General features: G+C 64.1%; 27 protein-coding genes. 12 read left to right on the plus strand and 15 right to left on the minus strand.

Annotated features, from left to right (window positions below; all coding sequences use genetic code 11):
* Positions 1 to 41: 41 nt before the first annotated feature.
* Entirely contained in the window at positions 42 to 929 is an 888-nt protein-coding gene (locus ACIQYU_RS22645; protein WP_063912307.1) for a lysophospholipid acyltransferase, read from the plus strand.
* Positions 930 to 1,027: 98 nt separating this feature from the next.
* Here the strand turns inward: ACIQYU_RS22645 and ACIQYU_RS22650 are convergent, their stop codons facing one another.
* The 5 genes from ACIQYU_RS22650 to def are packed head-to-tail and all read right to left on the minus strand — an operon-like array spanning position 1,028 to position 5,557.
* On the minus strand, positions 1,028 to 1,342 hold the full coding sequence (locus ACIQYU_RS22650) for a tetratricopeptide repeat protein (RefSeq protein WP_061550195.1): 315 nt from the start codon (positions 1,340 to 1,342) through the stop codon (positions 1,028 to 1,030).
* 11 nt (positions 1,343 to 1,353) lie between these two features.
* Positions 1,354 to 2,727, minus strand: a complete 1,374-nt coding sequence (gene trkA, locus ACIQYU_RS22655) for a Trk system potassium transporter TrkA (protein ID WP_013970264.1) — start codon at positions 2,725 to 2,727, stop codon at positions 1,354 to 1,356.
* A gap of 23 nt (positions 2,728 to 2,750) precedes the next feature.
* Entirely contained in the window at positions 2,751 to 4,061 is a 1,311-nt protein-coding gene (gene rsmB / locus ACIQYU_RS22660; RefSeq protein ID WP_233694001.1) for a 16S rRNA (cytosine(967)-C(5))-methyltransferase RsmB, read from the minus strand.
* Positions 4,058 to 4,990 (minus strand): methionyl-tRNA formyltransferase, encoded by a 933-nt coding sequence (fmt, locus tag ACIQYU_RS22665; protein WP_063912308.1) that lies wholly within the window; start codon positions 4,988 to 4,990, stop codon positions 4,058 to 4,060. The genes rsmB and fmt overlap by 4 nt, the downstream gene beginning before the upstream one ends.
* A gap of 60 nt (positions 4,991 to 5,050) precedes the next feature.
* Positions 5,051 to 5,557, minus strand: a complete 507-nt coding sequence (gene def / locus ACIQYU_RS22670) for a peptide deformylase (RefSeq protein WP_051097836.1) — start codon at positions 5,555 to 5,557, stop codon at positions 5,051 to 5,053.
* A gap of 207 nt (positions 5,558 to 5,764) precedes the next feature.
* On the opposite strand from def, the gene dprA reads away from it, so the two are divergent.
* The 3 genes from dprA to ACIQYU_RS22685 all read left to right on the plus strand — a co-directional run bounded on the left by dprA (position 5,765) and on the right by ACIQYU_RS22685 (position 8,211).
* On the plus strand, positions 5,765 to 6,862 hold the full coding sequence (gene dprA / locus ACIQYU_RS22675; protein WP_402802318.1) for a DNA-processing protein DprA: 1,098 nt from the start codon (positions 5,765 to 5,767) through the stop codon (positions 6,860 to 6,862).
* A 42-nt stretch (positions 6,863 to 6,904) separates the two neighbouring features.
* The gene (locus tag ACIQYU_RS22680) at positions 6,905 to 7,462 is read left to right on the plus strand and encodes an L-threonylcarbamoyladenylate synthase (protein ID WP_023660948.1); all 558 of its coding nucleotides are present in this window, start codon (positions 6,905 to 6,907) and stop codon (positions 7,460 to 7,462) included.
* A gap of 443 nt (positions 7,463 to 7,905) precedes the next feature.
* On the plus strand, positions 7,906 to 8,211 hold the full coding sequence (locus tag ACIQYU_RS22685) for a DUF3077 domain-containing protein (protein ID WP_233687627.1): 306 nt from the start codon (positions 7,906 to 7,908) through the stop codon (positions 8,209 to 8,211).
* 321 nt (positions 8,212 to 8,532) lie between these two features.
* Here ACIQYU_RS22685 and ACIQYU_RS22690 read toward each other — a convergent pair whose 3' ends face one another.
* Entirely contained in the window at positions 8,533 to 9,510 is a 978-nt protein-coding gene (locus tag ACIQYU_RS22690; protein WP_233687628.1) for an NADPH:quinone reductase, read from the minus strand.
* A 134-nt stretch (positions 9,511 to 9,644) separates the two neighbouring features.
* Here ACIQYU_RS22690 and hemF point away from each other — a divergent pair, with 134 nt between their 5' ends.
* Both hemF and aroE read left to right on the plus strand, forming a co-directional pair.
* Positions 9,645 to 10,556, plus strand: a complete 912-nt coding sequence (gene hemF / locus ACIQYU_RS22695) for an oxygen-dependent coproporphyrinogen oxidase (protein WP_014754944.1) — start codon at positions 9,645 to 9,647, stop codon at positions 10,554 to 10,556.
* A 25-nt stretch (positions 10,557 to 10,581) separates the two neighbouring features.
* A complete protein-coding gene (gene aroE, locus ACIQYU_RS22700) occupies positions 10,582 to 11,406 on the plus strand; it encodes a shikimate dehydrogenase (protein WP_015268442.1) in 825 nt (274 codons plus the stop codon).
* Positions 11,407 to 11,520: 114 nt separating this feature from the next.
* Here the strand turns inward: aroE and ACIQYU_RS22705 are convergent, their stop codons facing one another.
* From ACIQYU_RS22705 to betC, 3 genes are all read right to left on the minus strand, one after another.
* Positions 11,521 to 13,086, minus strand: coding sequence for a SulP family inorganic anion transporter (locus tag ACIQYU_RS22705; protein WP_402802326.1), 1,566 nt, complete (start codon positions 13,084 to 13,086; stop codon positions 11,521 to 11,523).
* A 129-nt stretch (positions 13,087 to 13,215) separates the two neighbouring features.
* Positions 13,216 to 14,145, minus strand: coding sequence for a choline ABC transporter substrate-binding protein (choX, locus tag ACIQYU_RS22710; RefSeq protein ID WP_207831444.1), 930 nt, complete (start codon positions 14,143 to 14,145; stop codon positions 13,216 to 13,218).
* Positions 14,146 to 14,159: 14 nt separating this feature from the next.
* Positions 14,160 to 15,677 carry a choline-sulfatase gene (gene betC / locus ACIQYU_RS22715; RefSeq protein WP_233688222.1) on the minus strand — a complete coding sequence of 506 codons (1,518 nt, stop codon included), beginning with the start codon at positions 15,675 to 15,677 and terminating at the stop codon, positions 14,160 to 14,162.
* 108 nt (positions 15,678 to 15,785) lie between these two features.
* On the opposite strand from betC, the gene ACIQYU_RS22720 reads away from it, so the two are divergent.
* Positions 15,786 to 16,685: a choline sulfate utilization transcriptional regulator gene (locus ACIQYU_RS22720; protein ID WP_233688223.1), complete on the plus strand. Its 900-nt coding sequence runs from the start codon at positions 15,786 to 15,788 to the stop codon at positions 16,683 to 16,685.
* Positions 16,686 to 16,722: 37 nt separating this feature from the next.
* Here ACIQYU_RS22720 and ACIQYU_RS22725 read toward each other — a convergent pair whose 3' ends face one another.
* Positions 16,723 to 17,340 (minus strand): NAD(P)-dependent oxidoreductase, encoded by a 618-nt coding sequence (locus tag ACIQYU_RS22725; RefSeq protein ID WP_402802330.1) that lies wholly within the window; start codon positions 17,338 to 17,340, stop codon positions 16,723 to 16,725.
* Between the two features lie 52 nt (positions 17,341 to 17,392).
* Between ACIQYU_RS22725 and ACIQYU_RS22730 the strand changes: the two genes are divergently transcribed.
* Positions 17,393 to 17,725 carry a DOPA 4,5-dioxygenase family protein gene (locus tag ACIQYU_RS22730; protein ID WP_207831453.1) on the plus strand — a complete coding sequence of 111 codons (333 nt, stop codon included), beginning with the start codon at positions 17,393 to 17,395 and terminating at the stop codon, positions 17,723 to 17,725.
* Positions 17,726 to 17,845: 120 nt separating this feature from the next.
* Here ACIQYU_RS22730 and trpA read toward each other — a convergent pair whose 3' ends face one another.
* Positions 17,846 to 18,655: a tryptophan synthase subunit alpha gene (trpA, locus tag ACIQYU_RS22735; protein WP_233688225.1), complete on the minus strand. Its 810-nt coding sequence runs from the start codon at positions 18,653 to 18,655 to the stop codon at positions 17,846 to 17,848.
* The gene (trpB, locus tag ACIQYU_RS22740; protein WP_015268451.1) at positions 18,652 to 19,869 is read right to left on the minus strand and encodes a tryptophan synthase subunit beta; all 1,218 of its coding nucleotides are present in this window, start codon (positions 19,867 to 19,869) and stop codon (positions 18,652 to 18,654) included. The genes trpA and trpB overlap by 4 nt, the downstream gene beginning before the upstream one ends.
* A 110-nt stretch (positions 19,870 to 19,979) precedes the next feature.
* On the opposite strand from trpB, the gene ACIQYU_RS22745 reads away from it, so the two are divergent.
* Positions 19,980 to 20,876, plus strand: a complete 897-nt coding sequence (locus tag ACIQYU_RS22745) for a LysR family transcriptional regulator (protein WP_063912319.1) — start codon at positions 19,980 to 19,982, stop codon at positions 20,874 to 20,876.
* A 1-nt stretch (position 20,877) separates the two neighbouring features.
* On the opposite strand, the gene ACIQYU_RS22750 is transcribed toward ACIQYU_RS22745, so the two are convergent.
* Entirely contained in the window at positions 20,878 to 21,201 is a 324-nt protein-coding gene (locus ACIQYU_RS22750; RefSeq protein WP_063912320.1) for a YqjD family protein, read from the minus strand.
* Between the two features lie 150 nt (positions 21,202 to 21,351).
* Between ACIQYU_RS22750 and ACIQYU_RS22755 the strand changes: the two genes are divergently transcribed.
* Positions 21,352 to 21,567 carry a dodecin gene (locus ACIQYU_RS22755; protein ID WP_013970282.1) on the plus strand — a complete coding sequence of 72 codons (216 nt, stop codon included), beginning with the start codon at positions 21,352 to 21,354 and terminating at the stop codon, positions 21,565 to 21,567.
* A 101-nt stretch (positions 21,568 to 21,668) separates the two neighbouring features.
* Entirely contained in the window at positions 21,669 to 21,890 is a 222-nt protein-coding gene (locus ACIQYU_RS22760) for a DUF1161 domain-containing protein (RefSeq protein ID WP_003261041.1), read from the plus strand.
* A 99-nt stretch (positions 21,891 to 21,989) separates the two neighbouring features.
* Here the strand turns inward: ACIQYU_RS22760 and ACIQYU_RS22765 are convergent, their stop codons facing one another.
* Positions 21,990 to 22,994 (minus strand): LLM class flavin-dependent oxidoreductase, encoded by a 1,005-nt coding sequence (locus tag ACIQYU_RS22765; protein ID WP_233693996.1) that lies wholly within the window; start codon positions 22,992 to 22,994, stop codon positions 21,990 to 21,992.
* 194 nt (positions 22,995 to 23,188) lie between these two features.
* On the opposite strand from ACIQYU_RS22765, the gene ACIQYU_RS22770 reads away from it, so the two are divergent.
* On the plus strand, positions 23,189 to 23,422 hold the full coding sequence (locus tag ACIQYU_RS22770) for a DUF1161 domain-containing protein (RefSeq protein WP_207831459.1): 234 nt from the start codon (positions 23,189 to 23,191) through the stop codon (positions 23,420 to 23,422).
* 34 nt (positions 23,423 to 23,456) lie between these two features.
* Here ACIQYU_RS22770 and ACIQYU_RS22775 read toward each other — a convergent pair whose 3' ends face one another.
* A complete protein-coding gene (locus ACIQYU_RS22775) occupies positions 23,457 to 23,870 on the minus strand; it encodes a hypothetical protein (RefSeq protein WP_063912323.1) in 414 nt (137 codons plus the stop codon).
* Positions 23,871 to 23,916 lie beyond the last annotated feature (46 nt).

Consider the following 23,916-nt stretch of genomic DNA (forward strand, 5'->3'; position numbering starts at 1 on the left):
GGGGTTACAATGCGCGCCTTGCTGAAATAAGGAATTCGCCTGTGGAAAAGTTCAAGGGCGCCCTGATGGTCGGGGTGCTGCGTCTGTTTGCCAAGCTGCCCTGGGGCGCTGTGCAGCGCGTCGGCGCCGGTATCGGCTGGCTGATGTGGAAGATCCCCAACGGCTCGCGCAATGTCGTGCGTATCAACCTGGCCAAATGCTTCCCGGAGATGGACCCGGTCGAACGCGAGCAACTGGTGGGTCGCGCGTTGAAGGATATCGGTAAATCCTTCGTCGAAAGTGCCTGTGCCTGGATCTGGCCGCCGCAGCGCTCGCTGGAGCTGGTCAAGGAAGTGCACGGCCTGGAAGTGCTGGAGCAGGCCCTGGCTTCGGGCAAGGGTGTGGTCGGTATCACCAGCCACCTGGGCAACTGGGAGGTGCTGAACCACTTCTACTGCAACCAGTGCAAACCGATCATTTTCTACCGCCCGCCGAAGCTGAAGGCGGTGGATGACCTGCTGCGCGAGCAGCGCGTGCAGATGGGCAACCGCGTGGCGCCTTCGACCAAGGAAGGCATCCTCAGCGTGATCAAGGAAGTGCGCCGTGGTGGCCAGGTGGGTATTCCTGCCGACCCGGAGCCGGCGGAGTCGGCGGGGGTGTTCGTACCGTTCCTGGGCACCCAGGCGCTGACCAGCAAGTTCGTGCCGAACATGCTGGCCGGGGGCAAGGCGGTGGGGGTGTTCCTGCATGCCCTGCGGCTGCCGGATGGTTCGGGCTTCAAGGTGTTTCTGGAGGCGGCGCCGGAAGAGATGTACAGCACCGACGTGACGGTGTCGGCGGCGGCAATGAGCAAGGTGGTGGAGCGCTATGTGCGCGAGTACCCCAGCCAGTACATGTGGAGCATGAAGCGCTTCAAGAAGCGCCCGGCCGGCGAGCCACGCTGGTATTGATTGTTTCACTGTCCCCCTGTGGGAGCGGGTTTACCCGCGAATGCGTCGGTGAATCCAGCATCGCATTCGCGGGTGAACCCGCTCCCACAGGGATCGCGTCAACCTGATGTCTTGTTGAGTTTCTTCAGAAACACGGTCATCTCTTTCTCGGCCTGCTTGTCGCCATGGGCCTGCGCCGCGACGATCCCCTCCTCCCAGGCCTTGCGCGCCGCCGCCAGGTCACCCTGCAGCTGATGCGCCTTGCCCAGCAGCTTCCACGCCGCCGAGTACTTCGGGTCCTGTTCCACGCAGCGCGCCAGGTGTACCGCCGCTTCAGCGCCATTGCCTTCATCCAGCCAGGCCTTGCCCAGCCCGAACCTCAGCAACGGGTTATCCACACCCTTGGCCAGCATTTTCTCCAGCGATTCGCGCATGCCCTGTGCTCCTAGAAGAAACTCAAGCCGACGTGGAACAGCTTCTCCACATCCCGAATATGCTTTTTATCCACAACGAACAGGATCACATGGTCGCCCGACTCGATCATGGTGTCATCGTGGGCGATCATCACCTCTTCATCACGGATGATCGCGCCGATGGTAGTGCCTGGCGGCAGGGCGATGTCTTCGATCGCCTTGCCGACCACCTTGCTCGATTTCGAATCGCCGTGCGCCACCGCTTCGATAGCCTCGGCCGCGCCGCGGCGCAGCGAGTGCACGCTGACGATGTCGCCACGGCGTACGTGCGCCAGCAGGGTGCCGATGGTCGCCAGCTGCGGGCTGATGGCAATGTCGATGTCACCACCCTGCACCAGGTCGACATAGGCCGGGTTGTTGATGATGGTCATCACCTTGCGCGCACCCAGGCGCTTGGCCAGCAGCGACGACATGATGTTGGCTTCGTCGTCGTTGGTCAGGGCCAGGAAGATGTCGGCGTCGGCGATGTTCTCCTCGAGCATCAGGTCCTTGTCCGAGGCGCTGCCCTGCAGCACCACGGTGCTTTCCAGGGTGTCGGAGAGGTGTCGGCAACGGGCCGGGCTCATCTCGATGATCTTCACCTGGTAACGGCTTTCGATGGCCTCGGCCAGGCGTTCGCCGATCTGCCCGCCACCGGCGATGACCACGCGCTTGTTGGTTTCGTCGATACGGCGCAGCTCGCCCATCACCGCGCGGATGTCCTTCTTCGCGGCGATGAAGAACACTTCGTCGTCGGCTTCGATCACCGTGTCGCCCCGCGGGGTGATGGGACGGTCGCGGCGGAAGATGGCCGCCACGCGGGTGTCGACGTTGGGCATGTGCGCGCGGATCTGGCGAAGTTGCTGGCCCACCAGCGGGCCACCGTAGTACGCCTTCACTGCCACCAGCTGGGCCTTGCCTTCGGCGAAGTCGATCACCTGCAGCGAGCCCGGGTGCTCGATCAGGCGCTTGATGTAGTTGGTCACTACCTGCTCGGGGCTGATCAGCACATCGACCGGGATATGGTCGTTGTCGAACAGCTCTTCGCGGGTCAGGTAGGCCGACTCGCGCACCCGGGCGATCTTGGTCGGGGTGTGGAACAGCGAATAGGCCACCTGGCAGGCGACCATGTTGGTCTCGTCACTGTTGGTTACTGCCACCAGCATGTCGGCGTCGTCGGCACCGGCCTGGCGCAGCACCGTAGGCAGCGAGCCGCGGCCTTGCACGGTGCGAATGTCCAGGCGGTCGCCCAGGTCGCGCAGGCGGTCGCCATCAGTGTCGACCACGGTGATGTCGTTGGCTTCGCTGGCCAGGTGCTCAGCCAGCGTACCGCCTACCTGGCCTGCGCCGAGGATGATGATCTTCATCCGCTACTCCCTACCTTTTGTTCTTATCCGCGCGAGGCGGCGATCTTGATCAGCTTGGCATAGTAGAAACCGTCGTGGCCGCCCTCCTGGGCCAGCAACTGGCGGCCGTGGGGCTGGCGCAGGCCGGCTTCGGTGGCCAGGTCCAGCTCACGGGCGCCCGGGGTGCGGGCGAGGAAAGCGTCGATCACTTCGGTGTTCTCGGTCGGCAGGCTGGAGCAGGTGGCATACAGCAGCATGCCGCCCACTTCCAGGGTCGGCCACAGGGCATCGAGCAGCTCGCCTTGCAGCGTGGCCAGGGCCGGGATGTCGTCGGCCTGACGGGTCAGCTTGATGTCCGGGTGGCGGCGGATCACGCCAGTGGCCGAGCATGGTGCGTCGAGGAGGATGCGCTGGAACGGCTTGCCGTCCCACCAGCTGGCGGTGTCACGGGCATCGCAGGCAATCAGCTCGGCGTCCAGCCGCAGGCGGTCGAGGTTCTCGCGCACACGGGTCAGGCGCTTGGCTTCGAGGTCGATGGCCACCACGTGGGCCAGGCCGGCTTCGGCTTCCAGCAGGTGGCAGGTCTTGCCGCCCGGTGCACAGCAGGCGTCGAGCACGCGCTGGCCGGGGGCCAGTTCCAGCAGGTCGGCGGACAGCTGCGCGGCTTCGTCCTGCACGCTCACCCAGCCTTCGGCAAAGCCTGGCAGGCCGCGCACGTCGCAGGCTTCGGCCAGCACGATGCCGTCACGGCTGTACTGGCAGGCGCTGGCGCCAACGCCCGCTTCGGCCAGCAGTGCCAGGTAGGCGTCGCGACTGTGGTGGCGGCGGTTGACCCGCAGGATCATCGGCGGGTGGGCATTGTTGGCGGCGCAGATGGCCTCCCATTGCTCCGGCCAGAAGGCTTTGAGCGACTTCTGTAGCCAGCGCGGGTGGGCAGTGCGTACCACCGGGTCGCGCTCCATGCCGGCCAGCAACTCTTCGCCTTCGCGTTGGGCGCGACGCAGCACGGCATTGAGCAGGCCCTTGGCCCATGGTTTCTTCAGCTTGTCGGCGCAGCCAACGGTTTCGCCGATGGCGGCGTGGGCCGGGATACGGCTGTAGAACAGCTGGTACAGGCCGACCAGCAGCAGCGCCTGCACATCGGCATCGGCGGCCTTGAACGGCTTCTGCAGCAGTTGCGCGGCCAGCAGGTCGAGGCGTGGTTGCCAGCGCGCGGTGCCGAACGCCAGGTCCTGGGTCAGGCCGCGGTCGCGTTCATCGACCTTGTCCAGTTGCGCCGGCAGCGAGCTGTTCAGCGAGGCCTTGCCGCTGAGCACAGCGGCAAGGGCACGGGCGGCGGCGAGGCGAGGGTTCATTGGCCCAGCACCTTGCCGCTGGCGAATTTCTCGCGGCGGCTGTTGAACAGGTCACTGAAGTTCAGCGCCTTGCCGCCAGGCAGTTGCAGGCGGGTCAGGCTCAGCGCCTGGTCACCGCAGGCGACCACCAGGCCGTCCTTGCTGGCGGAGAGGATCTCGCCAGGGGCCCCTGCCGCTGTGGACAAGTTGGCGGCCAGCACTTTCACGCTTTCGCCATCGAGGGTGCTGTGGCACACCGGCCACGGGTTGAAGGCACGGATCAAGCGCTCCAGTTCGACGGCCGGGCGGCTCCAGTCGATACGCGCCTCGTCCTTGTTCAGCTTGTGCGCATAGGTGGCCAGGGTATCGTCCTGCACTTCACCGTGCAGCGAACCATCGGCCAGGCCGGCGATGGCCTGGACTACAGCCGGCGGGCCCATTTGTGCGAGGCGGTCGTGCAGGCTGCCGCCGGTGTCTTCGGCGCTGATCGGGGTGGCTACCTTGAGCAGCATCGGGCCGGTGTCCAGGCCTGCTTCCATGCGCATCACGGTCACACCGCTCTCGGCGTCGCCGGCTTCCACGGCGCGCTGGATCGGTGCGGCACCGCGCCAGCGTGGCAGCAGCGAGGCGTGGCTGTTGATGCAGCCCAGGCGCGGGATATCCAGCACCACTTGCGGCAGGATCAGGCCATAGGCGACCACCACCATCAGGTCCGGCTGCAGCGCGGCCAGTTCGGCCTGGGCTTCGGCGTTGCGCAGGGTCGGCGGCTGGAACACCGGGATGTCATGGGCCACAGCCAGTTGCTTGACCGGGCTCGGCATCAGCTTTTGGCCGCGGCCGGCTGGGCGGTCGGGCTGGGTGTAGACGGCCACGATCTCGTAGGGGCTGTCGAGCAAGGCCTTGAGGTGTTCGGCGGCAAACTCTGGAGTGCCTGCAAAGACGATGCGCATGGAGTTCTCGCTTCAAAAAAGAAAAAGGCTTGCCGGAGCAAGCCTTCTGGAAGGTGGGGATCAGGCTTGCTGGCGGTGCTGCTTTTCCAGCTTCTTCTTGATCCGGTCGCGCTTGAGTTGCGACAGGTAGTCGACGAACAGCTTGCCGTTGAGGTGATCGAATTCGTGCTGCACGCACACCGCCAGCAGGCCTTCGCATTCCAGCTCGTACGGCTTGCCGTCGCGGTCCTGGGCCTTGACCCGCACACGCAGCGGGCGGTCGACGTTCTCGTAGAAGCCAGGTACCGACAGGCAGCCTTCCTGGTACTGGCCCATGTCGTGGGTCAGCTCTTCGACCGTGGGGTTGATGAAGACCCGCGGCTCGCTGCGGTCTTCACTGAGGTCCATGACCACGACCTGCTTGTGCACGTTGACCTGGGTGGCAGCCAGGCCGATGCCAGGGGCTTCGTACATGGTTTCAAACATGTCGTCGATCAGCTGACGCAGGGCGTCGTCGAACTCCGTCACCGGTTTGGCGATGGTGCGCAGGCGCGGGTCCGGGAATTCGAGAATGTTCAAGATGGCCATAAGGTCAGGCAGTCACTGTGCGTTCGGTTGAAAACTGAGCACACATAATAAAGGGAAACGGGGATTTCAGCACCTGGCAAAGCTCGGCTAGGGTTTCCAAGGGCTGCTTATAGCCCATTCGATGGACAGGTTGTCAAAGCGTTATCAACAAAGTTATCCACAGCTTGTGCCACGTCGATGGCCCTATTTCGATCAAGGATGATCCATATGCAGAGCTACCATTTGTCGCCTCTTCCGCCTGCCGAACTGGAGGCGCGATTGCGCCTGCACCGGCTGCCGGAAACAGGATTGCGTCGCTTTAACACCTTGCTGGAAGCCTTTGGCAGTGCTTCGTCGGCACTGTGCGCACCGGCCGGCGCCTGGCGCGCATTGGGCATACCACAGGCCACCATCGATGCCCGCCGCAGTGCCGAAGTACGTGAAGGTGCACTGGCCGCAATGGCCTGGCTAGAGCGCCCGGGCCAGCATTTACTGATGTGGGACAACCCTGGCTACCCGCCACTATTGGCGGAAATCGACGATGCCCCACCGCTGCTTTTCATCGCTGGCGACCCGGCCTTGCTCGAGCGCCCACAGCTGGCAATTGTGGGCAGCAGACGTGCTTCACCCCCGGCGCTCGACACCGCTGCGGCATTTTCCCGTTACCTGGCGCAGGCCGGTTTCACCATTACCAGCGGCTTGGCCGTGGGCATCGACGGTGCCGCTCATCGGGCCGCACTGCAGGCGGGTGGCGGCACGATTGGCGTGCTCGGTACGGGGTTGCAAAAACTTTATCCACAGCGCCACAAGTCGCTTGCGCAAGCGATGATCGACAATGGCGGCGCGCTGGTTTCCGAGTACCCGCTGGATGCCGGGCCACTGCCCGGCAACTTCCCGCGGCGCAATCGCATCATCAGTGGCCTGTCGCTGGGCGTGCTGGTGGTCGAGGCCAGCCTGGCCAGTGGTTCGCTGATCACCGCACGCCTGGCCGCCGAGCAAGGCCGTGAGGTGTATGCCATACCGGGCTCCATTCACCACCCCGGGGCCAAGGGCTGCCACCAGTTGATTCGTGACGGTGCGCTGCTGGTGGAGAGCGTGGAACAGATCCTGGAAAGCCTGCAGGGCTGGCAGAACCTGCCGCCTGCGGTTGTGAACAAATTCGACCATCCCCTGCTTGCCCTGCTGCATGCCGCGCCGCAGACCAGCGAAAGCCTGGCCCACTGCAGCGAGCAGCCGTTGGCCGATGTGCTGGCACAGCTGACCGAGCTTGAACTGGAAGGCCGGGTCAGCAATGAAGCCGGGCGTTGGTTTGCCCGCACGGGCTAAGTACACTGCTCACCAGCAAGGTATTTAGGCGGAGTAACAGAAATGGTGAGCAGTTTTCGTGTGCAACAAGCCGCACGTGAGATCCGGGCGGGCGCAGTGATTGCCTACCCGACGGAAGCGGTCTGGGGCCTGGGCTGCGACCCGTGGAACGAGGACGCGGTGTATCGCCTGCTGGCGCTGAAGTCCCGGCCTGTGGATAAAGGCCTGATCCTGGTCGCCGACAACATCCGCCAGTTCGACTTTTTGTTCGAGGATTTCCCCGAGGACTGGATTGATCGCATGGGCAGCACCTGGCCGGGGCCGAATACCTGGCTGGTGCCGCACCAGGACCTGTTGCCCGAGTGGGTGACCGGGGAGCATGACACCGTGGCGTTGCGGGTCAGCGACCATCCGGTGGTGCGTGAGCTGTGCGCGCTGGTGGGGCCGTTGATTTCCACTTCGTGCAACCCGGGCGGGCGCCCGGCGGCGAAGACCCGGTTGCGGGTGGAGCAGTACTTCCATGGGCAGCTGGATCTGGTGCTGGGCGGGGCGTTGGGTGGAAGGAAGAACCCGAGCGTGATTCGCAACCTGGCCACTGGCGAAGTCGTTCGGCCAGGCTGATACATATCCACTGGCCTGGTCGCGACCTCCTGTGGGAGCGGGCGAGCCCGCGAAGAATCCAACGCGGTGCCTGGCACGGGCTGCGCCCGTGTTCGCGGGCATGCCCGCTCCCACAGGTCAGGGCCAAGCCCCCCAGATTTTTCTGATTTTGTCCGGAATGGCTGTCCGGTTTGAGGATTGGGAAATATCCTACGAGCCGCGTCCCCTGCCATCACCTTCTCAGTGGGAACCAGTGTCTCTAGGCTTCATCCATCGCTGAATACCTTGGCGATCGGGTGTGGTAACCCGGGATTAGGGTGATCTTGGCAGTCCATGGCGGCTGTGCGCGGGAGGCTTCGTGCCTGCTGGGTTTTGAGATCTCCCACCCGGTTTACCACCCCGCGTACAGCTGCCACCTATTCGCGTGGTAACGAATGGGCGCGGCCATGAAGCGAGATCTCAAGATGAAGAAGATAGTCCCCGATCCATCCCTACCCTGTACTTCTACCCGCCCGTTTGGTCGATGCGATGCCGGCCATGAACCGCTGTTCACCGTAAACCCGAACATTTCCGCCGAGGACGCTCTGGTCCACGTGGCCCTGTACCTGCGCAGCGCCTACGAGACCGGCTACAAAGCCCTGGATTACATGCGCGAAGAAGGCCGTGGCATGTTCTGGTCGAACCTGCATGCGATTGAAATGGCAGAGGGTGTGGTGGAGGCGATACTCGATGGCATCGAGTCGAATTCGCCGTCGCAGAAGAAGGTGTGAGGGCTGACAAGTGTCCGCCTTTAGGTTTTTTAGCGCCTGTGAGATCGAGCGCCGCCCGCGCGGCGCATCGCGAGCAAGCTCGCTCCTACATCTGTTTCAGGCCAGTAACGCCTGCGCCAGCGCGCGCGACCGCCTTGTTTGTTCCACACGATATTGAGGTGAACGCCAAGGGGCCGCGCGCGCCTACCTCAGGAATACCTGGCCCGAAACAAATGTAGGAGCGAGCTTGCTCGCGATGCGCCGCGCGGGCGGCGCTCGATATCCGCAACACCACAAAAACCAAGGCAAGCACCTGGTCGCCTCAATTCGGCCCTCTACCAATCAAGGCAACAAAACAGTCGACCCCACAGTCCGCCGCGCCGACAGCTCTGCCTGCGCCTTGGCCGCCTCACTCAGCGGATACCGCTGCTGGATATCCACTACCAGTTTCCCACTACCAATCATCGCAAACAGGTCATCGGCCATGGCCTGGGTATTCTCGGCATTGTTGGCATAGCTCGCCAGGGTCGGCCGGGTCACATACAGCGAACCCTTCTGCGCCAGAATTCCCAGGTTCACCCCGCTCACCGCGCCTGAGGCATTGCCAAAGCTCACCATCAACCCACGAGGCTGCAGGCAGTCCAGCGAGGTCAGCCAGGTATCGGCACCCACACCGTCATACACCACCGGGCATTTCTTGCCGTCGGTCAGCTCCAGCACCCGCTTGACCACGTCCTCATGGCTGTAGTCGATGGTCGCCCACGCCCCTAGCGCCATGGCCCGCTCGGCCTTCTCGGCAGAACTCACGGTCCCGATCAGCTTGGCGCCCAAGGCCTTGGCCCACTGGCACGCCAACGAACCCACGCCGCCAGCTGCTGCGTGGAACAGGATCACGTCACCCGCCTTCACCTCATAGGTCTGCTTCAGCAGGTACTGCACGGTCAAACCCTTGAGCATCACCGCCGCCGCCTGCTCGAAGCTGATGTTGTCGGGCAACTTGACCAGGTTGGCTTCCGGCAGCGTATGCACTTCGCTGTACGCGCCCAGCGGGCCGCCGGCATGGGCCACGCGGTCACCCACTTTCAACCGGGTCACGCCCTCGCCCACGGCCTCGACCACGCCAGCCGCTTCAGTGCCCAGCCCCGAAGGCAGGGACGGCGGCGCATACAGCCCGCTGCGGAAGTAGGTATCGATGAAGTTCAGGCCGATCGCATGGTTACGCACACGTACCTGCTGTGGCCCGGGTGGGGCTGGTTCGAATTCCACAAACTGCAGCACTTCCGGGCCGCCATGCTGGCTGAACTGGATACGCTTGGCCATCTCGCACTCCTGTCGTCGGGATCGGGAAAGGCCTTCTATCGGACGCCTTTGCATGATCGCCGTCAACTGCGGCGCGTGGGCTGGCGGTGGTATGCTACGCGGCGAATTCTTCCCTGCCCGTTCCTGGTGACCCGATGACTAGCCGCACCGAGGCCGTGAAAGCCTACCTGCTCGACCTGCAAGATCGCATCTGCTCTGCCCTCGAAACAGAAGACGGCGGCGCCCGCTTCGTCGAGGACGCCTGGGTGCGCGAAGCCGGTGGCGGGGGCCGCACGCGGGTGATCGGTGACGGCAAGGTGATCGAGAAAGGCGGGGTCAACTTCTCCCATGTGTTCGGCGCCGGCCTGCCGCCGTCGGCCAGTGCCCACCGCCCCGAGCTGGCGGGCCGTGGCTTCGAGGCCCTGGGCGTGTCGCTGGTGATCCATCCGCACAACCCGCATGTGCCCACCTCCCACGCCAACGTGCGTTTCTTCATCGCCGAAAAGGAAGGTGAAGAGGCTGTCTGGTGGTTCGGCGGCGGCTTCGACCTGACCCCGTACTACGGCAATGAAGAAGACTGCATCCACTGGCACCGCGTGGCCGAGCAGGCCTGCGCGCCGTTCGGCGCCGACGTGTACCCGCGCTACAAGGCCTGGTGCGACCGCTACTTCCACCTCAAGCACCGTGGCGAGCCACGCGGCATTGGTGGCCTGTTCTTCGATGACCTGAACGAGTGGGACTTCGACACCTGCTTCGCCTTCATCCGCGCCATCGGCGATGCCTACATCAACGCCTACCTGCCAATTGTCCAGCGCCGCAAGGACACGCCCTACACGCCGCAGCAGCGCGAGTTCCAGGAATACCGCCGTGGCCGCTATGTGGAGTTCAATCTGGTCTATGACCGTGGCACCCTGTTCGGCCTGCAGTCCGGTGGCCGCACCGAGTCCATCCTCATGTCGTTGCCGCCGCAGGTGCGCTGGGGCTACGACTGGAAGGCCGCGCCCGGCAGCGAAGAAGCGCGCCTGACCGAATACTTCCTGCAGGACCGCGACTGGCTCGGTCAGTAAGCCTGTGGATAACCTAGGAGCCGTCATGGACCAGTACGTCGTTTTTGGTAACCCCATCGGCCACAGCAAGTCGCCGCTGATCCATCGCCTGTTCGCCGAACAGACCGGGCAGGACCTGGAGTACGCCACGCTGCTGGCGCCACTGGACGAGTTCAGCGACTGCGCACGCGGCTTCTTCAAGCAAGGCCGCGGCGGCAACGTCACCGTGCCGTTCAAGGAAGAGGCCTATCGCCTGTGCGACAGCCTGACTCCGCGTGCCCGGCGCGCTGGCGCGGTGAACACACTCAGCAAGCTGGCCGACGGCACCCTGCAGGGCGACAACACTGATGGCGCTGGCCTGGTGCGCGACCTGACGGTGAATGCCGGGGTCGAGCTGGCGGGCAAACGCATTCTGATCCTGGGTGCTGGTGGTGCGGTGCGTGGCGTGCTGGAGCCGATCTTGGCGCACAAGCCGCAGTCACTGGTGATTGCCAACCGTACCGTGGAAAAGGCCGAGCAGCTGGCGCGTGAGTTCGATGAACTGGGGCCGGTGGTGGCCAGCGGGTTTGCCTGGTTGCAAGAGCCGGTGGATGTGATCATCAATGCCACTTCGGCGAGCCTGGCCGGTGAGTTGCCGCCGATTGCCGACAGCCTGGTCGAGGCCGGGCGCACGGTTTGCTACGACATGATGTATGGCAAGGAGCCTACGCCGTTTTGCCAGTGGGCAGAGAAGCTGGGGGCGGCCAAGGTGCTGGATGGGCTGGGGATGCTGGCTGAGCAGGCGGCTGAGGCTTTCTTTATCTGGCGTGGGGTGCGGCCGGATACGGCGCCGGTTTTGGCAGAGTTGCGCCGGCAGCTGGCTCGGGGCTGAGATTGTCGGGGCCGCTTTGCGGCCCTTTCGCGACACAAGGCCGCTCCCACATTGGATCTGTGGGAGCGGCCTTGTGTCGCGATGGGCTGCAAAGCAGCCCCAGGATCTCAGCTATCACTCCTCAAACCGGATCGGACACATCTCCACCCCTTCCAGCTTCTGCAATTCCTCGATCACCTGCGGCCTGGCCCGATGCAGGGTCAGACTCCCCCCCGCCCGCCGCAACCGCCGCGCCTCGCGGTGCAACATATCCACACCCGAGTAATCGATGAAGTTCACCTGCCGCGCATCGATCACCACATGCGGCCCCTGGCAGCGCTGCAAGCGCACCTGCAGGTAATGCGCCGCACCAAAGAAGATCGAACCGCCCACCCGCAATACATCCGCATCACCTTCACGGCTCTGCTGTACCCGTGGCCGTGACGTTCGCTTCAGATAGAAGAACAGCGACGCCAGCACCCCGGCATAGATCGCCGTCTGCAATTCCAGCAACAAGGTCGCCGCCGCCGTCAGTGCCATTACCAGAAACTCCGAGCGGCTCACCCGGAACAGCGCGCGAATTCCCCGGTGGTCCACCAATCCCCAGCAGATCAACAGGATGCTGCCGGCCATGGCCGGAATTGGCAGGTGCGCGATCAGCCCGGCCCCGGCAACGGCGAACACCGCCACCCACAGCGCCGAGAATACCCCGGCCATGGGCGAGCGGGCGCCGGCGTCGTAGCTCAGCCCGGAGCGGGTGAAGGAGCCGGAAGACAGGTAACCGGAGAAAAACGCACCGACGATGTTCGACAGGCCCTGTGCGCGTATTTCCTGGTCTGCGTCGATCAACTGCTCCGAACGTGCCGACAACGAGCGGGCGATCGACAGACTGGTGACCAGCCCGAGCATGCCCACCGCCACGGCGCTGGGCAGCAGGCGCAGGATCAGTTCCACATCCAGCAAGGGCAGCGGGCTGAAGGGTGGCAGCTGCCCGGTGAATGCCGGCACACGCGGCACATGGCCAAAGAACCCGGGCAGCAACCAGGCCAGCAGGCTCACCAAAATCAGACTTATCAACAGGCTGGGCCAGCGTGGGCGCCAGACTTTGAAGGCCACGCCGATCGCTACTGTGGCCAGGCCCAGAATCAAGGAAGGCAGGTCGGCCTCGCCGGCATGGCTGGCCAGGTCCTGCACGGTCTTCAGCGCCGTGGCCTGGCTGGGCAGGTCCATGCCCAGCAGGTTGGGCAGCTGGCCCAGGGCAATGACGACAGCGGCGCCCAAGGTGAAGCCGAGCACCACGGAATGGGAGACGAAATTGACCAGTGCACCGAAGCGCAAAAGCCCCAGCAGCAACTGGAAGATGCCGCCGAGGAAGGTCAGCAGCAGCACCAGGGTGACGTAGTCGGCGCTACCGGCCACGGCCAGCGGGCTGATGCTGGCATAGAGGACGATGGAGATGGCAGCGGTCGGGCCGCAGATCAGGTGCCAGGACGAGCCCCACAGGCAGGCGATCAGCACTGGCACGATGGCGGCGTACAGGCCGTATTCGGCGGGCAGGCCGGCGATCAGGGCGTAGGCAATGGATTGCGGCAGGGCGAGGATTGCGCCGCTCAGGCCCACCAGCAGGTCCTGGCGCAGGCTACGGCCCGATTGGCGGGGCAGCCAGGTGAGGAAGGGCAGCAGGTGAGTGAGGCGATGCATGGGTTATCCACAATCCTGAAATTGCACTGTCCCCTGTGGGAGCGGGTTTACCCGCGAATGCTGCAGTGAATCTACCGACGCATTCGCGGGTGAACCCGCTCCCACAGGGATAGAGGTTTGCTTGTCAGGTTACAGTTTGGCTTTGACAGCCTCCAGGGCATTGCCATCGGCCTTGGTAGTCACCCCGGCCAGCCACCCTTCCAGCAACTCGGGATGTGCCTTCACCCAGGCCTTGGCCGCATCATCGAAGCTGATCTTCTTGTCCACAACCTCGGCCATGATGCTGTTTTCCATGTCCAGCGTGAACTTCAGGTTACCTAGCAGCCTGGCCGCATTCGGGCAGGCTTGTGGATAACCCTTGCGGGTCAGGGTATACACCTCGCCCTTGCTGCCAAACCACTGCTCCCCGCCGCTCAGGTAGTGCATCTTCAGCTTTACGTTCATCGGGTGCGGGGTCCAGCCGAGGAAGGTGATGAACTGCTGTTTCTTCACCGCACGGTCGACCTGCGCCAGCATCGCCTGCTCGCTGGACTCCACCAGCTTCCACTGGCCAAGGTTGAACTCATTCTTGTCGATGATTTCCTTCAACGACAGGTTGGCGGGTGCCCCGGAGCCAATCCCGTACAGCTTCTTGTCGAACTGATCGGCGTGTTTCTGCAGGTCGGCGAAGTCCTTCACCCCGGCATTCCACACATAGTCGGGCACTGCCAGGGTGAATTCGGTTCCTTCCAGGTTGCGCGCCAGTTGCTGCACATCGCCATTGGCGATGAACTTGTCATGAAAGCCCTGCTGCGCCGGCATCCAGTTGCCGAGGAAGGCATCGACCCGGCCATCCTTGAGGCCGCCGTAGATGATCGGCACGGCCAGGCTATCGATTTTTACCTGGTAACCCAGGCTTTCCAGAAGCAGGCGGGTCACGGCGTTGGTGGAAGCGATATCGCTCCAGCCGGGGTCGGCCATCTTCACGGTACTGCATTGCGCGTCGCTGTCGGCGGCGTGGGCCGTGGCGGTACCCAGGCTCAGGGCCAGGGCGAACACGGCGGCGGAGAACTTGTGCATGGCGGCCTCTCTTCTCAATCCAGGGGGGCGGGCTGTGGATAACGTGCCTTGCGCTCGAGGTCGTCGAGATCGATATGGTTGCGCATGTACTGTTGGCTGGCGTCCACCAGCGGTTGGTGGTCCCAGCTTTTCAGCTTGCCGATGGCCAGCGCCTCGGCCACCAGGCGGCGGCGCCGCTGGCTGGTCAGTACCTGCTGGCGCAAGCTGGGGATATCCCAGCGCTGCTGTGCTTCATCGACAAATGCCTGCAGCAGCGCCTGGTGCTCCGGGCTGTCGGTGAGGTTCTCCCGCTCGTGCGGGTCGCGGCTCAGGTCGTAGAGTAGGCACGGGTCGTCTTCGCTGTACACGAACTTGTAAGGCCCGCGGCGGATCATCATCAGCGGGCCGACGGTGCCTTCGGCCATGTACTCGCCGATCACTTCGTCATGGCCGCCCTGCCCTTGCAGGTGGCCGACCAGTGAGCGGCCATCCAGGTGCAGGTGGTTATCCACAGCGCCGCCAGCCAGCTCGACCAGGGTCGGCAGCAGGTCGCAGGTCGACACCGAGGCGCTGACCCGGGCTGGCACGAAGCGCTTCGGCGCGTGCACCAGCAGCGGCACCCGTGCCGACATCTCGAACCAGTGCATCTTGTACCAGAGGCCGCGCTCGCCAAGCATGTCACCGTGGTCACCGGAGAACACGATCAGGGTGTCTTCGGCCAGGTTGCATTCCTCCAGGGTCTGCAGCAGCAGGCCGATGTTGTCGTCGATGTAGCTGCAGGCGCCGAAGTAGGCACGGCGGGCGTCACGGACCTTGTCCACAGGCAGCGGCTTGTCCCACAGGTCGTAAACCTTCAGCAGACGCAGCGAGTGCGGGTCGAGTTCTGCCTGGCCGGGTTCGGCGCGGGGCATGGGGATATCCACACCCTCGTAGCGATCCCAATAGCGCCTGGGGATGGTGTACGGGTCGTGCGGGTGGGTCATCGACACGGTCAGGCAGAACGGCCGGCCATCGTTTTCGCGCACATGGTCGTACAGGTACTGGCGCGCCTTGAACACCACTTCCTCGTCGAAATCCAGCTGGTTGGTGCGTACGCACGGGCCGGCCTGCAGCACCGAGGACATGTTGTGGTACCAGCTAGGGCGCACGTCTGGCTCATCCCAGTTCACCGCCCAGCCGTAGTCGGCCGGGTAGATGTCGCTGGTCAGGCGTTCTTCGTAGCCATGCAGCTGGTCCGGGCCGCAGAAGTGCATCTTGCCCGACAGCGCGGTGCGGTAGCCCAGGCGGCGCAGGTAATGGGCGTAGGTCGGTACGTCGGCGGGGAAGTCGGCGGCGTTGTCGTAGGCGCCGATGCGGCTGGGCAGCTGGCCGCTGACCAGGGTGAAGCGCGACGGCGCGCACAACGGGCTGTTGCAGTAGGCCGAGTCGAACACCACCGCCTGTTCGGCAAGGCGGCTCAGGTACGGCATCTGGATCGGCGAAGGGGCGTAGATCGGCAGCAAGGGTGCTGCCATCTGGTCGGCCATGATGAACAGGATATTCGGGCGCGTCATGGTAGCTTCCATCGTTGAGGGTTATGCGAACCGCTTGCCTATCAAGATGCGACTGTGGATAACATGGGTAAAGCCCATGGCGGGCAATGACTGGGATTAGCCAAGCTTATGTTTGAGCACCTTGCCGAGCTGTCGCTGGATACCTTGCGCGTGTTCGAGGCCGCCGCACGCCTGCGTGGTTTTACCGCTGCGGCGTTGGAGCTGGGTACCACGCAGCCGGCGGTGAGCCAGCAGGTCAAACGGCTGGAGTCACAGCTGGGCACGCGCCTGTTCGACCGCATCTACCGGGGTATCGAACTGACCGAGGCTGGCCAGGTGCTGTTCGAACAGGTGCATCAGGGCTTGCAGGCCATGGAGGACGGCATTGCCCAGGTCAGTGGGCGTGGCCAGCGCGAAGTGCTGCAGGTGGCTACCGACTTCGCCTTTGCGGCGTTCTGGCTGATGCCACGGCTACAGCGTTTTCACGAGGCTTATCCACAAGTGGACGTGAGCCTGGTGACCGGTGAGCGCAGCCAGGGCATGTTGCGCCCGGACATCGACGTGGCGGTGCTGTTTGGCGACGGGCGCTTTCACCAGGGCGAGAGTCGCTGGCTGTTCGATGAGGAAGTTTTCCCGGTATGCAGCCCCCGGCTGATTCATGGCAAACCCTTGTCAGCCGTGGCTTTGCAACGATTTCCCTTGCTGCATTTGAAGGGCGAGCAGGCTAGCCGCTGGTTTGACTGGGCGGGGGTGTTCCGCGGGTTTGGCGTGGCCAGCCCGCCGCCGGCGGGGCAGTTGCGGTTCGATAATTATACGTTGCTGATCCAGGCGGCGATTGCCGGGCAAGGGGTGGCGATTGGCTGGGGGCACCTGGTGGATGGGTTGGTGGAGCAAGGGTTGTTGTGCCGGCCGTTGGAGGGGAGTTTGCGTTCGGCGCGCGGGTATTACGCGGTGTTGCCGCCACGCAAGCGGCGTGGGGCGTTGATCCAGCGGTTTGTGGATTGGCTGGAGCGCGAGCGCAGCCTGTGACATCCCCGGGGCCGCTTTGCGGCCCATCGCCGGCAATCTAGACCACGAAGTTCAGATGCTCGCCCCGGTGCAAATCCAGCTCCAGCATATCCACCATCCCCGCCGCGACCCTGGCCAGGCGCCGCAACGGCTCAGCCAACTCCGGCTCCAGCGTACCTTCGGTGCTGCGAAAATGCTCCATCCCCAACCCAGGGACCTCGTGTGGTGCATTAATCAGGGTCCAGCGCAACGCACTGCGCTGTAACCCGTCGACCACCTGATCCACACATTCCCGCTCTACCTCGCTGTATTTGCCTGGCTCATCCAGCACATCGAAATCGCCCACCAGCAACAGCCGGCGTATAGTCGTACGCTTCAGCCCTGCCACCAGCGCTTCGCTCATGCGGGCTTGCCCGGGCAGATCGCCCGGCGCCAGCGTCGATAACAGGGCAATGACCGCCGAACCGCCTGCCGCGCCCTGCTCCGCCTGGTCGGCATCGCCCAGCCCGCCTATCTTGAAGTGCAGGCCGGGGCGCGGCGCATGGCGGTTCAGGTCGTCTACCACGGCGGTGACTTCGTGCTGGCGTGACAGCAGCTCTACCATCAGGGCATTACCCAGGCTGCTTTCAGGCCCGAACAGGACCAGTTTGAACACTGGGGTTTCGGCGTTTTTCACGGCATCATTCCCCTTGCTGGTGGTGATGATTGGACCACAATCAGGAGTTATCGTGCAGAGAATCAAGGGTTACCACGCCCACGTCTACTATGACGCAGCGACCATGGAGCAGGCCCGCGAACTGTGCGAGGAGGCCTCGCGGTTATTCCCCGTGACCATGGGGCGCATGCACCAGCAACCGGTCGGGCCGCACCCGGACTGGAGCTGCCAACTGGCGTTCGGGCCGGAGGTGGTGGGGGTGGTGTTGCCTTGGTTGGCGTTGTATCGGAAGGGGTTGGTGGTGTTCATGCACCCGCTGACCGGGGATGAACTGGCAGACCACCGGGACCATGCGATCTGGATGGGGGCTGTGCGGCCTTTGGACCTGTCGATTTTTGGGGGATAGGCCGCTATAGCCTGTGCCGGCCTCTTCGCGGGCACGCCCGCTCCCACAGGGACCACACAGATGCTGAAAACTGTGGAGGACCTGTGGGAGCGGGCGTGCCCGCGAAGATGGCGACGCGGTTCAACGGCGGGCGCCGCGCACCCCTTCAGCCAGTGCCGAGCACAGGCTCAATACATCGTTCACGGCCTGATCGGCATCTTTGGCCTGGGCAATCTTGTCGACCAGCGCCGAGCCCACCACCACGCCGTCCGACAGGCGGGCAATGGCCGCAGCCTGCTCCGGCGTACGAATGCCAAAGCCAACGCTGATCGGCAGGTCGGTATGCCGACGCAGGCGGGCAATGGCTTCGGTCACGTGCTCGGTGGTCGCCGAGCCAGCACCGGTCACACCGGCCACCGACACGTAGTAGACGAACCCGGAGCTGCGCTCCAGCACGCGCGGCAGGCGCGCGTCGTCGGTGGTCGGGGTGGTCAGGCGGATGAAGTCGATACCCGCGGCCTGGGCCGGGGTCGCCAGCTCGGCATCATGCTCGGGCGGCAGGTCGACGATGATCAGGCCATCGACGCCGGCTTGCTTGGCTTCGGCCACGAACTTTTCCACGCCAAAGCGGTGGATCGGGTTGTAGTAGCCCATCAGTACGATCGGTGTGGTCTGGTTATCCACACGGAATTCGCGAACCATCTGCAGGGTCTTGGCCAGCGTCTGGCCAGCCTCCAGGGCGCGCAGGGTGGCCAGCTGGATGGCCACGCCGTCGGCCATCGGGTCGGTGAACGGCATGCCGAGTTCGATCACGTCGGCACCGGCTGCCGGCAGGCCCTTGAGGATCTGCAGCGAGGCGTCATAGCCCGGGTCGCCCGCGGTGACGAAGGTGACCAGTGCCGAGCGGCCTTCGGCCTTCAGCTCGGCGAAGCGTTGTTCAAGACGGCTCATGCCTGTTTCTCCTGGGCGGCCATGTGGTTCATGACGGTTTGCATGTCTTTGTCGCCGCGGCCCGACAGGCACACGACCATCAGGTGGTCCTTGGGCAGCTTCGGTGCGCGCTTGATTGCCTCGGCCAGGGCGTGGGAGCTTTCCAGGGCCGGGATGATGCCTTCCAGGCGGCAGGTGGCGTGGAAGGCATCCAGCGCTTCGTCGTCGGTGATGCTGACGTACTCGACACGCTTCACTTCGTGCAGGTAGGCGTGCTCCGGGCCGATGCCCGGGTAGTCCAGGCCGGCGGAAATCGAGTGGGCGTCGGTGATCTGGCCGTCTTCGTCCTGCAGCAGGTAGGTGCGGTTGCCGTGCAGCACGCCCGGCACGCCGCCGTTCAGGCTGGCGGCGTGCTTGTCGGTGTGCACGCCGTGGCCACCGGCTTCGACGCCGATGATCTGCACGCTTGGCTCTTCGAGGAACTCATGGAACAGGCCCATGGCGTTGGAGCCACCACCGACGCAGGCAACCAGGCTGTCTGGCAGGCGGCCTTCCTTCTCCTGCAGCTGGGCGCGGGTTTCCTTGCCGATGATCGACTGGAAGTCGCGGACCATGGCCGGGTACGGGTGCGGGCCGGCCACGGTGCCGATCAGGTAGAAGGTGTCTTCGACGTTGGTGACCCAGTCGCGCAGGGCTTCGTTCATGGCGTCCTTCAGGGTGCCGGTGCCGGCGGTGACCGGGACGATCTCGGCGCCCAGGAGCTTCATGCGGAACACGTTGGCCTGCTGGCGCTCGATGTCGGTGGCGCCCATGTAGATCACGCAAGGCAGGCCGAAGCGCGCGGCAACGGTGGCAGTGGCCACACCGTGCATGCCGGCGCCGGTTTCGGCGATCAGGCGCTTCTTGCCCATGCGCTTGGCCAGCAGCACCTGGCCGATGCAGTTGTTCACCTTGTGCGCGCCGGTGTGGTTGAGCTCTTCACGCTTGAAGAAGATCTTCGCGCCACCGCAGTGCTCGGTCAGGCGCTCGGCGAAGTACAGTGGGTTGGGGCGGCCGATGTAGTCGCGCTGGAAGTAGGCCAGCTCTTCGAGGAACTTGGGGTCCGCCTTGGCCGCTTCGTATTCGCGGGCCAGGTCCAGCACCAGTGGCATCAGGGTTTCGGCCACGTAGCGGCCGCCGAACGAGCCGAACAGGCCGTTGGCGTCGGGGCCGGGGCGGTATTGGGACTGGGTCATGGGGCGCTCCAGGGCGTAATGAATGAGTGATGGGCTTTACTCTAACCACGGCAAGCCCGGCTGAAAACCGATAAGATTGCGCAAACTTGTCAGAAAAACTCACAGGTAAAATGGCCCACGACCTCCCTCCCCTCAACGCCCTGCGGGCTTTTGAGGCCACCGCACGGCTCAATAGCGTCAGCCAGGCGGCCGAAGCGCTGCACGTCACCCATGGCGCCGTCAGCCGGCAGATCAAGGTGCTCGAGGAACACTTGGGCGTAGCGCTGTTCGTCAAGGACGGGCGCGGCATCAAACTCACAGATGCCGGTGTGCGTCTGCGCGATGCCAGTGGCGAAGCCTTCGACCGGCTGCGCAGCGTGTGTGCCGAGCTCAGCCACGATGTCAGCGAGGCGCCGTTCGTGCTGGGCTGCTCGGGCAGCCTGCTGGCGCGCTGGTTCATCCCGCGGTTGGGGCGGCTGCAGGCGGACTTGCCAGAGCTGCGCCTGCACCTGTCGGCGGGCGAAGGCGACCTCGACCCGCGGCGGCCGGGGCTGGATGCGCTGCTGGTATATGCCGAGCCACCGTGGCCGGCGGACATGCAGGTGCATGTGCTGGCCGAGGAACGCATCGGGCCGGTGCTCAGCCCGCATTTCGCCGGCTTCGAGCGCTTGCAGGGTGCGCCGGCCAAGGCCTTGCTGGGCGAGGCCTTGCTACACACCACCTCGCGCCCGCAGGCCTGGCCGACCTGGGCGCTGGAGCAGGGGCTGGAGCCGGCGGCCCTCCACTATGGTCAGGCTTTCGAGCACCTGTATTACCTGCTGGAAGCGGCCGTGGCCGGGCTGGGTGTGGCGATTGCACCGCAGCCGCTGGTCGCCGATGACCTGCGGGCGGGCCGTTTGAGTGCGCCGTGGGGCTTTTCACCAACCCCTGCAGCGCTGGCATTGTGGGTGCCCCGGCGCGCCGCGGACGGGCGCGCCGAGCAGCTGGCGCAGTGGTTACGGGCGGAGCTGGCGCGGCAGGGCGCCTAGTCTAGTTGCGCTTGCACAGCAGGTAGGCTGCCAGCAGGCCCAGTGCACCAATAGCAACGCCCGCCGTGGTGTAGGGGTGTTCCTGAGCGTAATCGCGTGTGGCGATGCCAGTCTGGCGGGTACGGTGTTTCACTTCTTCGTAGGCATCGCTCAGCAGGCTACGGGAATGGCGGAGGGCGCTTTCGGCGTTGCTGCGGATGGCCTTCACCGACTTCTGGGATTCCTCGGAAGCATCATGCTTGAGGTTCTCCAGGGTCTTCAGAAGGCTCTCGATTTCGGCTTCCATGCTTTCCAGGGACGTTTTACGCAGCGAATTGCGGTGCATGTTGACTCTCCTTCGCGTTGTGGGCTGTAGAAGTTGCGACTGCCTGGCGAAGCGAAAGTGCGATCGAACTTTCACCAGCGGTGACAGCTCGCAGGTAAACCCGGCCTGCGCTGCTAGGCTGAATCTCACCGTTATCCAAGGAGAGCGCTCATGACCGATCATCACACTTACAAGAAGATCGAACTGGTGGGGTCGTCGACCACCAGCATCGAAGAGGCGATCAACAATGCCCTGGCCGAAGCCGGCAAGAGCATCAAGCACCTGGAGTGGTTCGAGGTGATAGATACCCGCGGTCATATCCGTGACAACAAGGCGGCGCACTTCCAGGTCACGCTGAAGGTCGGCTTCCGTATTGCCAACAGCTGAAACACCGTCGGGCTGGATGAGCCCGGCATGATGGGGTATTCAGGAAGGGGGCGCCTTGGCGGGCGCCCTTTCTGATTTCATCTGCACAAGGAAAGCGAGTGATGAACAAACTGATTCTGGCGCTGGGCCTTATGACCCTGGCGGGTGGTGCACTGGCAGCGGGCAAGCCGTGCGAGGAGCTCAAGGCGGAGATTGCGGCGAAGCTGGATGCCAAGGGGGTTACCGGCTACAAGCTGGAGATCGTCGACAAGGGCGACCCGGCTGGCAAGGTGATTGGTAGTTGCGAGGCTGGTACCAAGGAAATTGTGTACCGTCGCGGTTAACGGGTTGGATTCTTCGCGGGTAAACCCGCTCCCACAGGTACGGTGCCGGTCTCAGGCCCTGTGATACCCCTGTGGGAGCGGGTTTACCCGCGAAGAAGGTCACGCAGTCTTGAGAGCCTGCGCCATCAGTTCATAGGACCGGATCCGGTCCGCATGCTCATACAGATCACAGGTAAAGATCAGCTCATCGGCGCCGGTCTGCTCCAGCAGCACTTCCACCTTGGCCCGCACCTTCTGCGGGCTGCCGATCATCGCCAGGCCGAGGAAGCTGCCCACCGCATCCCGCTCATGGGGTAGCCACAGCCCATCCATGCTTTCCACCGGCGGCTTCTGCATCAGGCTCTGCCCGCGAATCAGCGCGAGGATGCGCTGGTACACCGAAGTGGCCAGGTACTCGGCCTTTTCATCGGTTTGCGCCACCACCATGGGGATGCCCAGCATTACATACGGCTTGTCCAGCGTGGTCGAGGGCTTGAAGTGGTTGCGGTATACGCGGATCGCCTCGTGCATGTAGCGCGGCGCAAAGTGCGAGGCGAAGGCGTAAGGCATGCCGCGCATGCCGGCCAGCTGGGCGCTGAACAGGCTGGAGCCGAGCAGCCACATCGGCACCTCGGTGTCGTGCCCTGGCACTGCGATCACTTTTTGGTCATCAGTACGCGGGCCGAGGTAGCGTGACAGTTCCTCGACATCGTCCGGGAAGTCATCCGGGCCGCCGGCGCGGTCGCGGCGCAGGGCGTAGGCGGTCATCTGGTCGGAACCCGGCGCGCGGCCCAGGCCCAGGTCGATGCGCCCCGGGTACAGGCTGGCCAGGGTGCCGAACTGCTCGGCGATCACCAGCGGCGCATGGTTGGGCAGCATGACCCCGCCAGAGCCCACGCGAATGCTCGAGGTACCACCGGCCAGGTAGCCGATCAGCACCGCAGTCGCCGAACTGGCGATGCCGTCCATGTTGTGGTGCTCGGCCACCCAGAAGCGGTTGTAGCCAAAGCGCTCGACGTGCTGCGCAAGGTCCAGCGAGTTGCGCAGCGACTGCGCCGGGCCGGCGTCGGCGCGTACCGGTACCAGGTCGAGGGTGGAAATCTTCAGGTCACGCAGCTGCGTCATGGAGCCTCCGCAAAGGTGTTTGGCCACAGGCCTTTTCAACTCTGTATGGGCACATTCGATGGATTCAATGCTTGCCTTGCGATTATGAGCTTGCCGTTGGCGGCTGGGCTCTTATTGGGGAAACGGTGCAATGAGAGCGGTTTGCTGTAGTCTAAACAGCGTCGGCAGCACGCTGCCCTTTCAGGAGCCGTTTCATGATTCGCGTAGCATTCGCCGTGTTGGCTTCCCTGGTCGCCACATCTGCGCTGGCGGCGGTCAAGCCGTGCGAGGAGCTCAAAGCCGAGATCGAGGCCAAGATCCAGGCCCAAGGGGTTTCGTCCTATACCCTGGAAATCGTGCCCAACAGCGAGGTCAAGGACCAGAACATGGTCGTCGGGACCTGCGATGGTGGAACCAAGAAGATCATTTATCAGAAGAATGATCAGTAAGTTCTAGAGCCCGGGGCTGCAAGGCAGCCCCAGGTCACGGAATGCAGAACACCTCGCTAGGCTCGTTCACCACTACCTTGCGGCTGCCGTCATACAGCAGCACCTGCGGCTCCATCACCGGCGCCCGAGCCTCCAGGCGGTAGCGTTCACCGGCCCGGAAGTTGTCAAAGCGTACGGTCAGGTAGCAGGTACGGTCCCTGGGTTGGGTCATGGGGCCGCCCCCGTAGATCTCATAATCGAAGCGCACTACCAGTTCGTGCTTGCCCGGTGTCACCTGGAAGTAACGGCCATCCTCCAGGCGCTGGCCATCGAGGCGGTCGGCCATGATCGTCCTGCCGGGAGTCATGGTGTACAGGTCGACCCAAGCCTGTTTGGGGTCGACGGGGGGCAAGGGGCTAGCGCAGGCCCCCAGTGCACTGAGGGCGATCAGCATCATGGGCTGGCGCATGGCAAGTCTCCACTTGCGGTTTACACGCTACAAGCATAGCGCCGTT

It is taken from the genome of Pseudomonas sp. NPDC096925 (assembly GCF_044762545.1).
Classification (GTDB): Bacteria; Pseudomonadota; Gammaproteobacteria; order Pseudomonadales; family Pseudomonadaceae; genus Aquipseudomonas.